Source organism: Nostoc sp. NMS4 (assembly GCF_017115095.1).
Classification (GTDB): domain Bacteria; phylum Cyanobacteriota; class Cyanobacteriia; order Cyanobacteriales; family Nostocaceae; genus Nostoc.
In genome coordinates this window covers 1-11,717 of the sequence record NZ_JABXKI010000059.1, presented here as the reverse complement: position 1 = coordinate 11,717, position 11,717 = coordinate 1, and the positions used below count along the sequence as shown (strand labels likewise).

Genomic DNA, 11,717 nt, shown 5'->3' with positions numbered 1-11,717 from the left:
TGAACTGGAACCAACCAAGCTGTGATGAATGCTGTATTACCTCGTTTTTTGAAGTCAACCTACCGAAAAGAGCCACTAATTAGTGGGTTGATGACGATGGGCGTTATGGATGCCCTGATTGGCGGATTGAATGATAGCTGGTCGTTGTTTGCTTTTGGTTTAGGAACGGCAGGAATAGCGCTAGGCTTTAAGTTGTGGCGCTTCCAGCAGCGTCGTCCTTTGCCAGAGGAGCCTGTAGTGCAACATTATTTGCCCTCTCGTTCTTCTAGTGCGCCTTTACCAATGTTAAGCGTTGCTAAGAAAAAACCACCTCTTTAGGATATGCAGAGTTATTACTTAAATAACTCTGCAAAATTTATTGGGTTTAACTGTATCTATAAAAGTGAGGAAAAAGAGTGAGTAGTGAGGGAAGAGGTGGCGGTAATTTTCTGCGACCGTATATTATCCTGGCATTTATGGGAGCTGTTGCCCTTCCAGCGATTACCTGGGAAGGGTTTTACATTAATCAAGCTCATGCTGCCATTGAAGTAACGCCAAACTCCCCAACTAACACTAATTTTGCTAATGCTCAAGTACTTTACAGACTTAGAGGACATAACGGAACTGTTAAATCCCTCGCTTTCAGTCCAGATAGCAGAATTCTTGTGAGTGGTGGTGCTGAAAACGAGGGTATAATTCGCCTGTGGAATCTAGGAAACGGCAAAAAGTTGGCGACTATTAACAAAGCACACAAAGCAGCCGTAGAATCTTTACTGATTTCACCAGATGGTCAAACCCTGGTTAGTTGTAGTGATGACGATACAATTAACCTCTGGAGCCTGAGAAATTTAAAATTTAGCCGCTCTTTCGTCGGACACACTAGTAATGTATTATCTTTAGCGGTGTCTCCTGATAGTAAAGTTCTAGTCAGTGGGGCTTTGGATGGGATTCGGTTGTGGGATTTGCTACAGCAGCGCCCTCTAGGGACTTTAGTAAGTTTTGATAACTTAATTTATACCCTAGCCATTAGTCCTGATGGACAGACCTTAGCTAGTGGTGATAATAAGGGTGTAATCAAGCTGTGGAATTTGAGTACTGGTAAATTAATCAGTGAATTCGTAGCTCATTCTAATGCTGTTAGTACTGTGATCTTTACACCAGACGGACAAACATTAGTTAGTGCTAGCCGCGATCGCACCATAAAATTGTGGAATACTAATACTGGCGAATTAGTCCGCACCCTCATAGGACATAATAACTGGGTAAATGCGATCGCTCTTAATCCCGATGGAGAAACCCTTGCTAGTGCCGGCAGAGATGGGATTAAATTGTGGAATTTAACTACAGGTGAGTTAGTAAATACACTGAATGGACATTCAGACTGGGTAAGTGCGATCGCTTTTAGTCCAAATGGTAAAATTCTTGCCAGTGGTGGATTCGATCGCCAAATCCTGATTTGGGGCATTCCAATAAAACGTAAGTAACAGCGATCGGACAAAATAATCGTGAAAGTGTAAAATATATCCCAATACGGTTCGGTTAAGGCTATTAGTGTTTATCAAAGTCATTTTTTTACGAACCGCAGAGGCGCAGAGGACGCAGAGAAAAGAAAGAGAAGGAAAAAATTGCTTAACTGAACGGTATTGGAATATATCCCCGATTTATTTTCAGAAATCGGGGATATATTTTTGATGATCTTTACAAGGCTTAGAGCGCCGGTCCACTAATATATATTGACAAAAAATAAATTAAGTGTATTAGGATAAAACGCCTATTTTGGGTGAAATATTTGGGTCTGATTTTTAGCGATGTCTACGACGGGCTATGCCTAAGCATAAAATGGAATCCTAAAATCCCCGATTTTAACAACACCCATATCTTGCATTTTCGGTCAAGTACTTCTACTGGACCGGCTCTTTAGTAACTCCCCATAGCTCAAGTTTTCACGTCATATCAAAAGTCAGGCTGGCGCTAACGGCGAAAGAGTCCCCAATCATTTGCCGTATCTGCTAAACTTTTGTCTTGCCTTTTTAAAGTTTTTGTAGTAAAAAATCAATCAACCAAAGCTCAGATCGAATTTTGCTATAACTAGTCAAAATCAATCATTGTAGCAACCAGCAGCGATACCTAAATTTTGAAGAACTGTGAATAGTTGATGAAAATACAGCCGAACTAATATCTTATCTAGCAAATTACTGTAAGTATAAACATAGGTAATTTCAAATCATCTGTGCAGTTACTTGCCCTCTAGATCGGAACAATTTCTGAACTTAAGCAATCTTAAAAATGGTCATCGTCAGTAAATGCACTCAGGTAAAAATCACTATCTCTTGTTAAACAAAGGTTTGCAGCGCTTAAGCGCTATTCTCAAGGTAGATAACTTGCTACTTAAATGATGTTTAATTTTCCCGAACTGCTTTTGATCCCCATTTCGATAGAATGACTAGGCAGAACCTTAAAACTCAAAACCGCTTTTGACTGCGACGCACATGAATCAATTGAACAATGGTTTTACGCTATTTTTAAGTCTGCTAGTCGAGGCGATGCCTTTTTTGCTTCTTGGGGTTTTATTCTCCAGTTTGCTGTTATTTTTTGTTGATGAGCGCAAACTAGTAGAAAAAATGCCCAAAAATCCGCTACTGGGTGCTTTAGTTGGCAGTATGATCGGCTTTTTATTTCCGGTGTGTGAGTGCGGGAATGTGCCGGTAGCACGGCGGTTCCTAATTCAGGGAGTACCCACACCAGTCGCCATTGGTTTTTTGCTAGCAGCACCAACAATTAACCCAATTGTAATTTGGTCAACTTGGACAGCATTTCGAGATCAGCCAGAAATAGTAGTCTTAAGAGTCGTATTTTCCTTAGTAATTGCCACAATTATCGGGTATGTTTTCAGTTTTCAAAAGGACTTAAACCCCATAATCCAACCTGCGATCGCTCGTTATATGAAGTTTAATCCACCCGCGCAGCCCCAAACCAAACGCCGTGGTAAGCGTTACCAAGCAGAAGAGGAAGCAATGATACCCAATATCTTGCAATCTGGGACTTATATCTTAGGAGGAAAAGCAGGTATACCTCTGCGGATAGATGCTAATTTAGTACAGCCTACCTCAATATCTACTGCCGATAAACCTCTGACAGCGAAATTGCGCCTAGTTGTGGATAATAGCATTCAAGAATTCCGAGAACTCGGCGGAGTCATGGTTTTAGGAAGTGCGATCGCTGCTGCGATTCAAGTCCTAGCTCCCCGTGAATTAATTCTCAGTTTGGGTGCTGGGCCTATTACCTCAATTGTGGTCATGCTGATATTAGCGGTAGTGGTGTCTATTTGTTCTACAGTTGATTCTTTCTTCGCCCTATCTTTTGCCTCAACCTTTAGCAGTGGCTCATTGTTGGCATTTCTAGTCTTTGGGCCAATGATTGACATCAAAGGCATTGGTTTGATGTTATCCATTTTTAAACCCAAAACGGTTTTTTACTTATTTGCCTTAGCAGCACAATTAACATTTGTGTTCACCCTTTTCCTGAACTTGCACGTCTTTTAAAAAACGATTTGTCATTAGTCATCTGTCCTTTATCCTTTGTTTAATGACCAATGACCAATGACCAATGAAGTCATCTGTCCTTTGTCCTTTGTTTAATGACCAATGACCAATGACCAATGACCAATAACTAATGACTAACAAAAATCCCAAATCTAAAATTCCAAATCTGTTACTCCCTTGGCTGGATGCGATCGCAATTACAGCTTGGGGCAGTTTGATGTTGAGATATTGGCTAACTAACAAGCTGAACCTGTTGATTCACCCAAATTATATTTGGTTCGTGGTCCTGACAGGTATCACCTTGATCGTTATTGGTTTCTTCAAGATGCAGGAACTTTGGCAACGTCGTCGCCGTGATGTGACAGCAAACGCCCCGCATATTAGTTTATTTCCCCCTGGTTGGGGCAGTGCTTTGTTGTTGACTACAGCGATTTTAGGTTTTATTATTACACCGCAAGTTTTTGCCAGTGATAAAGCACTCCAAAGGGGTGTGACGACTGATTTATTGGGAAGCACACGTGTCAAACCGCAAGCTTTTCGCGCTACTGTTCGCCCAGAGGAGCGATCGCTTGTGGACTGGGTACGCACCGTCAATGTTTATCCAGAGCCAGATACATATACAGGGCAAAAAGTCAAGGTGCAGGGATTTGTCATTCACCCGCCGGATATAGGAAAAGAATATTTGTTTTTAGCACGATTTGTCTTAACTTGCTGTGCAGCAGATGCTTACCCTGTAGGATTGCCCGTTAAACTACAAAATAATCAAGAGCCTTACTCAGCTGATACCTGGCTAGAAGTAGAAGGACAAATGGTGACAGAAAATTTGGCAGGTAAACGCCAACTTACCATTGCTGCTACCTCTCTCAAAAAGATTCCTCAACCCCAGAATCCTTATAGTTATTAGTCATTTGTCATTTGTCATTTGTCCTTTGTCATTAGTCATTTGTAGATAACTAACGGCCAATGCCCCATGCCTCATGCCCCATGCCCCATGCCATAACCAATGACTAAATCTAAAGCATTCCAACCACTAGATCGTATAGCGATCGCACTAATACTACTGCTAAGTGTACTGATTGGGTTAATCATTTTGCAAGGTGATGTGGTAACTGCTCGTGTCCGGGAATTCACCTGGCAAAATCAACAAATTGGGGCAGAAGATAATTCCTTCACCCTCACCTTCAGCCGCCCAATGGAAGTAAAAAGTGTTGAAGATAACTTGAAAATCGAGCCACCCCTAGCAGGTAAATTCAGTTGGGCAGGGCGGCGGATGGTTTATACACTAGTGACACCAGCACCTTATGGCACAAATTATAAAGTGCAGTTACAGGGAGCTAAAGATAAGTTTGCCCAGCAAGAAGGCAAAAATCGCCTGATACAGCCATTTACAGGTAGCTTTCGGACACGCGATCGCGTCATACTTTATATCGGAACCGACAAAGAAGAACAGGGACGGTTAGTTCTTTACAACTTAACCCAAGAGCAAAAAAGGGTACTTACGCCCAAAGACCTGACAGTGATTGACTTTGAGTCATTTCCTGATGGAGAGAAAATTTTATTTTCTGCTCGCGCCGCAAATAACCAAGACTTACTTTCCGCCCAACTGTATACAGTGACAACAGGCGTTTCTGCTAAATCTGGACAAAAAGCAGAACCAGAAGGCAAAGTTGACCTAACTTTAGATAGTAAAGATTATCAAAACCTGAAATTTGACTTATCACCTGATGGGCAAACTATTGTCATCCAGCGAGGAAATAAAACTAATCCTGGCGATTTTGGACTATGGTTTATGCCAGCAACTAGTGATGGTTCAGCAGAAAAACCTACCCCGAAACGCCTAAAAAGCCAACCGGGGGGAGACTTTATGGTGACACCAGATAGTAAAGCCGTAGCAGTTGCCCAAGGACAGGGAGCAGCTATTTTACCACTGCAAGGTGATGCCAGTAAACCCTTAGATTTTCTACCGCAGTTTGGTTTGGTACAAGCTTTTTCCAAGGATGGCTCTCAAGCAGCGATGGTAAAGTTTAATACAGATTACACGCGGGATTTATTTTTGGTGACAAACCAAGGTGTGCAGAAACAACTATTAAAAACAACAGGTTCAATTATAAGTTGTCAATTTGACATCGCCTCACCCACCCTTTACTGCTTGCTGACACAGCTAGTATCTAAGGAACAATATATAGAACAGCCCTATGTGGTGGCAATCGATCTGAAAACCGGGCAACAGAAACCATTGTTAGTACTGCCTCCCGCTCAACGGAATGTACAAATGAGTTTATCTGCCGACGGTTTGGGGTTGTTATTTGACCAAGTAGTACCCCAGACAAATCCTTCAGCATCATTACCCACAAATACTTTGAAAACTGATGATGGAGATGTTATCGCTACCAGTAGTCTGTGGTTAATGCCTCTGTTGCCCATCGCTGATGCTGCGACTGTTGAAATTAGACCAGAACAACTCCCCTTAGCCGGATTTCATCCCCGATGGCTACCTTGAGGGAATAATTCGTAATTCGTAATTCGTAATTCGTTCTGCCGTCGTTAGCCAGGGGACTTAAAATCCAATACGGTTCAGTTAAGGCTAAAACTCTGTTATCCAAGTCAATTTTTTAACGAACCGCCTTCGCGTAGCGTCTCGTAGAGAAGGCGCGGAGGACGCAGAGAGAAGAAAGAGAAGGAAAAAAATTGCTTAACTGAACTGTATTGACTTAAAATCAACTTTTTAACAAGTTTAGGGGTTTAAGTCCCCGGACGCTCGTTCGCTCTTAGCGTCTCCCCTTGGGAGAAGACTCGCTAACACAAAACTTACTTGCGACTTGCGACTTGCGACTTGTTTTAAAGCATTACGAAATTACCTTGTGCTTCTTCTTCAAGTTCATAACCCTTAGCTAGTTTTTCAATTGCTTGGTCAATCATTGCCAAACCTTGATCTACTTTTTCAACTAAACTTAGCTGTCCTCGGAGTTCGGCAGCACCAACGAAACCTTTAGCATACCAAGTCATGTGTTTACGGGCTTGACGTACACCGCGATCGCCTTTATATTCCCATAAGGCTTGTAAATGATCTCTTGCACATTCTAAACGTCCAATTGGGGTAGGTGGTGGTAATATCTCCCCAGTTTTCAGGAAACAATCAATTTCTCCCACCAAAAACGGATAACCCAAAGTCCCACGGGAACACATTACACCATCAGCGCCAGTTTGCTCTAAACATCTCACCGCCGCTTCAACGGAAAAAATATCTCCGTTGGCAATCACTGGAATAGAAAGCACTTCTTTGACACGGGTAATCCATTCCCAACGGGCATTTCCATTGTATCCTTGGGCGCGGGTGCGTCCGTGTACCGTAATCATTTTTGCCCCAGCATCTTCCATCCGCTTGGCAAAGTCGAGAATGGTAATTTCGTTGTCGTTCCAGCCAATACGGGTTTTTACTGTCACAGGGACATCAACAGCTTTTACCACTTCTCGCACAATTGCTTCTGCTACTTCTGGTTGCCGCAACAATGAAGAACCGCCACCATTTTTAGTGATTTTATTAACCGGACAACCCATATTAATATCAACAGTATCAGCACCTTCACCAACTGCCTTGATTGCTGCTTCTGCTAAGAAATCTGGACGACAATCAAATAGTTGAACGCTAATTGGGCGTTCGTTGGGGTCTACCTCCATAATTTTGGGTAACTGCTTGACATAATGCAACCCCGTAGCGTTCACCATTTCGGTATACATCATCGAATCTGGCGCATAGCGACGCACGAGACGGCGAAACACCATATCTGTCACTCCAGATAGAGGCGACTGGAGAACCCGGCTTTTTACCTCGAAGGAGCCAATCTTTAAGGGTTGGGAGAGTCTAGCTTGAAGAATAGGGGAGAGCGAAATCATAGAAAAAATTAATTAAAAATTAATGGGAATGGGAAATAGTAAGAATATGTAGGTAGATATGCGATCGCGGATATAGAGAATTTCAAGTTAGTAAGGTAGACAAGCTAATACTAATTACTGTACGAAGATGCGCCAAACTATATGAGGAACGAACCGCAAAGGGCGCAAAGGGCGCAAAGAAAGAAAATTTGGGGCAGCCTCATAAAGAAATGGTATAAGTCTCAAAGCCAGGTATCAGGTATAAAGCCTGTTTTACTTTTGTTAGCGTAGCCACTTCTGAATTCTGAATTCTGAATTCTGCTGTAATTGTAGGTTATGTATCCTGACTTGGAGCCTGTTTTTGCATTTCTTGTTGAATTTCTTCTAGAGTCAAACCTAACTCTTTCGCTGTTTCTTCATGGCTCAATCTCAATTTCAATAACAAAGGAATCATTCTCAACTTTTCTTCACGCGCTCCTTCTTGCTTACCTTCTTGCTTACCTTCTTGCTTGCCTTCTTGCTTGCCTTCTTGATAAACTCGTGTTTGCTTCAAATCACTTAACCCAAACATACCTTCAATCTCCTCTCGACTCATTGTCGGAAATTTGTAAACTAATATTGTCTCTATCAATTCTAGTAACTGCCGCCGTTGTGGTTCGATGTTAATTTCTTGCTGGGTTCTGTCTATTAACTGCCTAGCAGCTAAAATTGCTGTCTCCTCTTCATCGACTACTAATTTCATCGTAGCAATTCCAACTGGCAATGATGCAGTTTCACCTAATTCATTAAGGTAAATGCGACTGATGCGATCGCTAGTAAAAAATTCACTGTAATTCTTGATATCTGCTGTATCTAGACTGCGATTGGGATAGATAACTACACCTCGCCAAGAATTTTTCGGTTTATTTTGGCGTAAGTATAAAGAAATTTCGGAAATTAGGCGTGAATAAATTTCTGTGTCAGTTTGAAACTGGACTTCAACAAAGTAAATCGGATTTTCTTCTCCTTGTGTTGGCAGAAAAACACCATCTATACGGAATGCAGTTTGCTTGATTTCAATTGAGGAAAATTTATAGCCCTCTGCTGTTTGGGGTGGATTGCCAATTAATTCAAAAAAGATATCAGGAAGTTCTTGAAAAAGGCGATAAAAAATGCTGTCAGTTTTCACGCTTGATGTATTGCGGTGATTTAAACCGTTAGATTTTACTGATAAAAATTAGTAAGCCGACTGCGGGAAGCAATCGGCATCACAAATTCCTGATATTTTAGTTGCAATTTAGCCGTGAGTTGCACCTTGAGGAGGACGCGAGACAACTTTTTTGGCTAAACCCAAAGTCTGTAACACTAGGATGCTCCACCAAGTAACATCAATCTCCCACCAAGACAACCCAGATTTCGCCATGTGGGGATAAGTATGATGGTTGTTGTGCCAGCCTTCTCCATAAGTGACGATGGATACCCACCAAAGATTACGAGCGCCATCATTAGCATCGAAGGTACGATAACCCCATAGGTGTGATGCTGAATTCACAAACCAGGTTGAATGCCAAAGCAAAACGCATCTGAGAAATACTCCGTAGAATACAAAAGACCATCCTCCTAAAGCATAAAGCAGCAGCCCAAAGGGGATTTGCAACAGCAAGAAGTAACGATCTAGCCAGCAATAAAAGGGTTGTCTGGCTAAGTCAGGGGCATATTTTTTATAGGTGTCATAGTCAAAAAATTCTGGACGTGGGTAGAAAATCCACAATATATGGCTCCACCAAAATCCTCTTTGAGCAGAGTAGGGATCTAAATTGATATCTTCTGTGTGAGCGTGATGCTGGCGGTGTCCACCTACCCAAAAAATTGGCCCGCCTTGCAAAGCTAGCGCTCCAATCAGGGCGATCGCATACTCTAACCACTTAGGAACCTGAAAGCTTTTGTGACTCAGTAATCGGTGATATCCCAGGCAAATACCAATGCTCCCGAATAACCAGTGCAGAAACACTAGCAAACCTAATGCTGGCCAGGAGAAAAACCAAGGAGCCATAAGTGCTAAAGCATGAAATGTAGTAAAAAATACTACATTCGTCCAACTGAGTTGAGGTGAGTTGCCTTTCTCAGGAGCGATCGCCCCAAAATTTGCGGTCATAAAAATTCCTGTTGATGGATCATGAAGTGATTTACTTTTGATTGGGCATAATCCCACAGAGATTTACCCGCCCTGTATACTAGTTCGTTACAGTAGAGTAAAGCAAGTATCACTTACATTTGTTATGCTAGCAGAACTCTGATAACCCTGCAAGTGCCACTTGCATTTCTCTATGTCATCTCAACTCATTTCTACTCGTCAACGCTTGATTCAAGCTGCACTTGAGTTGTTTTCTGCTCACGGAGTCAGCGCTACCACAACCCGCCAAATTGCTGAAAAAGCCGAAGTCAACGAAGTGACTCTATTTCGGAATTTTGGGAATAAGCATGGACTGCTTTTAGCTGTGCTGGAAGAGTCCGCAGCCTTTAAGGATTTAGGTGAATCGCTAGTGCGACGGGCAACACCACCAGGCAATGTCTACCAAGCTCTGAAAGATTATGCAAGTGACAGCTTACACGCATTAGAGCGAGTACCAGAGTTTGTCCGGTCTGTGGTGGGTGAAGCCGACCAATTCCCGGCAGAAAATCGCCGCGCACTAGGTAGGGGAGTCACAGAGGCAAACCGTTATGTAGCTCAGTATTTAGCTACTGTAATCCAGCAAGGACACCTAAATACCTATTTACCCGCAGAAAAATTAGCGAGTTTGCTAAATGGGATGATTTTGGGATATGCCGTAATTGAGTTTACCAGCGAATTTCACGAACTTTGGGAGGATCGGGATGATTTTCTGGAAAATCTGGTGGAGTTGTTTTTGCATGGAGCCATGTCATCCTCAACAGAATCAGCAATAAACTCCTTACAACGAGGGTTCACCAGCACAGAAGTAGCTGATTTACCAGCTGGTTTAGTTCACGAAATTCTGCAACAAGCCAGGAAATTTGGAGTCCGAGATTATGCCTTGGCTTACGTATTATTTGGGGCTGGGTTATCCACGACAGAAATAATTAGCTTGCAGCGATCGCACCAAATATACGATATTCAAGGACACTTCCTCCAAATCACAATCCCCGGATTTGTCCGTCAAGTCCCCGTGAATCAGTGGATTTTGGGCAAACGCTACGGCACTTTTACTAATAATCCCTTAATTAAATGGCTAAAAAGTCGTAAAGATGCTCAAATAGCCATGTTTCTGAATGAAACAAGCACACCCATGTCAGAATCAGAACTTGAGACACGTTGGCAAATATGGAGTGAGGGATTGTTAACTCCCCAAGGGCAAACGCCAGCCATAGCACAAGCACAACAAACTTGGCGGGTAGAAATGTTAATGCGAGGGATTGCCTTGGAGAATTTGAGTATTTTAACAGGTTGCGATCGCACCCAATTACAACCCTATGTCCGCCGAGCCAAAGAAAAAGCCGCTCTAGAGCAAGCTACCCGATTGGATCATAAGCCAGGATAGGGAGTATCAGGTGGCGTTCTCCGACGCAGAGCCAGTGACCGAATAATTCGTAATTCGTAATTAAGAATTCATTAGCATGATGCAGTTAAACGATTAAGGTAAAACAACAGAGGTTTGTTTACCATTGTTGTTTGCACCATTCAAGGTTGTAGCTATACTCTCAGATGGGGATTGGGTGTTACTCAAACGGCGTGATAATTTCTTGCGTGGCTTCCCTCCCGCCTGGATATATTGCAAACTGTCTTTGCCATAATGGGTTGCTACACTCATTAACATCTTTTCAGAATAGCCGCGCAATTCTTCTTCAATTAGAGAGAGGCGACCTGCCATTTCATCTATGCTAGACAGTGAAGTGTTGTAGTTAGATAGCTGGGTTTGCAAGGTTTGGATGCGGCTGTCGTAGTCTATCAAATTTAATCCGTTGCCAAATTCAAGCGTCGGGCTAATTGATCGCATTCCTGCAATTCGACGGAGAGCCTTTTCTAAATCTGGTGAACTGCGTTTTAGTCGTGCCATGAGATGCGCTCCTGAAGAAGTTATAGGATTACTGTATGTACTGTAGCCAATGCAACAATAAACTTCTGTGAGAGATAATTCGGAAAAATTAAAGCAAATTAAGATCGACCTAATTATTTTTAGTTGATTATACTGATAAACTTATTAAATCTGTCAAAAAAACTACATAAAATAAGCAACAGATACCTCAAAGTCGTATTGAGGTACTCCAAAGTCGTATTGAGGTACTTCAAAGTCGTATTGAGGTACTTCAAAGTCGTATTGAGGTACT

Annotated in this window: 10 protein-coding genes; 6 read left to right on the top strand and 4 right to left on the bottom strand. The window is 42.3% G+C overall.

Annotated features, from left to right (window positions below):
• Positions 1–24: 24 nt before the first annotated feature.
• The 5 genes from HWQ37_RS02910 to HWQ37_RS02890 all read left to right on the top strand — a co-directional run bounded on the left by HWQ37_RS02910 (position 25) and on the right by HWQ37_RS02890 (position 6,021).
• Positions 25–318, top strand: coding sequence for a hypothetical protein (locus HWQ37_RS02910; RefSeq protein WP_292743545.1), 294 nt, complete (start codon positions 25–27; stop codon positions 316–318).
• A 137-nt stretch (positions 319–455) separates the two neighbouring features.
• Positions 456–1,463: a WD40 repeat domain-containing protein gene (locus HWQ37_RS02905; protein ID WP_465249660.1), complete on the top strand. Its 1,008-nt coding sequence runs from the start codon at positions 456–458 to the stop codon at positions 1,461–1,463.
• 1,005 nt (positions 1,464–2,468) lie between these two features.
• A complete protein-coding gene (locus tag HWQ37_RS02900) occupies positions 2,469–3,521 on the top strand; it encodes a permease (RefSeq protein WP_292743540.1) in 1,053 nt (350 codons plus the stop codon).
• Between the two features lie 130 nt (positions 3,522–3,651).
• Entirely contained in the window at positions 3,652–4,425 is a 774-nt protein-coding gene (locus HWQ37_RS02895; RefSeq protein ID WP_292743537.1) for a TIGR03943 family putative permease subunit, read from the top strand.
• A gap of 99 nt (positions 4,426–4,524) precedes the next feature.
• The gene (locus HWQ37_RS02890; RefSeq protein WP_292743534.1) at positions 4,525–6,021 is read left to right on the top strand and encodes an Ig-like domain-containing domain; all 1,497 of its coding nucleotides are present in this window, start codon (positions 4,525–4,527) and stop codon (positions 6,019–6,021) included.
• A 338-nt stretch (positions 6,022–6,359) separates the two neighbouring features.
• On the opposite strand, the gene dusB is transcribed toward HWQ37_RS02890, so the two are convergent.
• The 3 genes from dusB to HWQ37_RS02875 form a co-directional block, all read right to left on the bottom strand.
• Complete coding sequence (gene dusB / locus HWQ37_RS02885) at positions 6,360–7,415, bottom strand: tRNA dihydrouridine synthase DusB (protein WP_292743531.1); 1,056 nt, start codon at positions 7,413–7,415, stop codon at positions 6,360–6,362.
• A gap of 313 nt (positions 7,416–7,728) precedes the next feature.
• Positions 7,729–8,562: an Rpn family recombination-promoting nuclease/putative transposase gene (locus HWQ37_RS02880; RefSeq protein WP_292743528.1), complete on the bottom strand. Its 834-nt coding sequence runs from the start codon at positions 8,560–8,562 to the stop codon at positions 7,729–7,731.
• Between the two features lie 108 nt (positions 8,563–8,670).
• Positions 8,671–9,528 (bottom strand): acyl-CoA desaturase, encoded by an 858-nt coding sequence (locus HWQ37_RS02875; RefSeq protein ID WP_292743526.1) that lies wholly within the window; start codon positions 9,526–9,528, stop codon positions 8,671–8,673.
• Between the two features lie 172 nt (positions 9,529–9,700).
• Between HWQ37_RS02875 and HWQ37_RS02870 the strand changes: the two genes are divergently transcribed.
• On the top strand, positions 9,701–10,930 hold the full coding sequence (locus tag HWQ37_RS02870; RefSeq protein WP_292743523.1) for a TetR/AcrR family transcriptional regulator: 1,230 nt from the start codon (positions 9,701–9,703) through the stop codon (positions 10,928–10,930).
• Positions 10,931–11,023: 93 nt separating this feature from the next.
• Here the strand turns inward: HWQ37_RS02870 and HWQ37_RS02865 are convergent, their stop codons facing one another.
• Positions 11,024–11,446, bottom strand: coding sequence for a hypothetical protein (locus HWQ37_RS02865; protein ID WP_292743520.1), 423 nt, complete (start codon positions 11,444–11,446; stop codon positions 11,024–11,026).
• Positions 11,447–11,717: the final 271 nt, after the last annotated feature.

Coding starts and splice junctions, on each gene's coding strand:
- HWQ37_RS02890 (WP_292743534.1), top strand. CDS start 4,525: ATGACTAAATCTAAAGCATTCCAACCACTAGATCGTATAGCGATCGCA.
- HWQ37_RS02910 (WP_292743545.1), top strand. CDS start 25: ATGAATGCTGTATTACCTCGTTTTTTGAAGTCAACCTACCGAAAAGAG.
- HWQ37_RS02875 (WP_292743526.1), bottom strand. CDS start 9,528: ATGACCGCAAATTTTGGGGCGATCGCTCCTGAGAAAGGCAACTCACCT.
- HWQ37_RS02905 (WP_465249660.1), top strand. CDS start 456: ATGGGAGCTGTTGCCCTTCCAGCGATTACCTGGGAAGGGTTTTACATT.
- dusB (WP_292743531.1), bottom strand. CDS start 7,415: ATGATTTCGCTCTCCCCTATTCTTCAAGCTAGACTCTCCCAACCCTTA.
- HWQ37_RS02900 (WP_292743540.1), top strand. CDS start 2,469: ATGAATCAATTGAACAATGGTTTTACGCTATTTTTAAGTCTGCTAGTC.
- HWQ37_RS02895 (WP_292743537.1), top strand. CDS start 3,652: ATGACTAACAAAAATCCCAAATCTAAAATTCCAAATCTGTTACTCCCT.
- HWQ37_RS02865 (WP_292743520.1), bottom strand. CDS start 11,446: ATGGCACGACTAAAACGCAGTTCACCAGATTTAGAAAAGGCTCTCCGT.
- HWQ37_RS02870 (WP_292743523.1), top strand. CDS start 9,701: ATGTCATCTCAACTCATTTCTACTCGTCAACGCTTGATTCAAGCTGCA.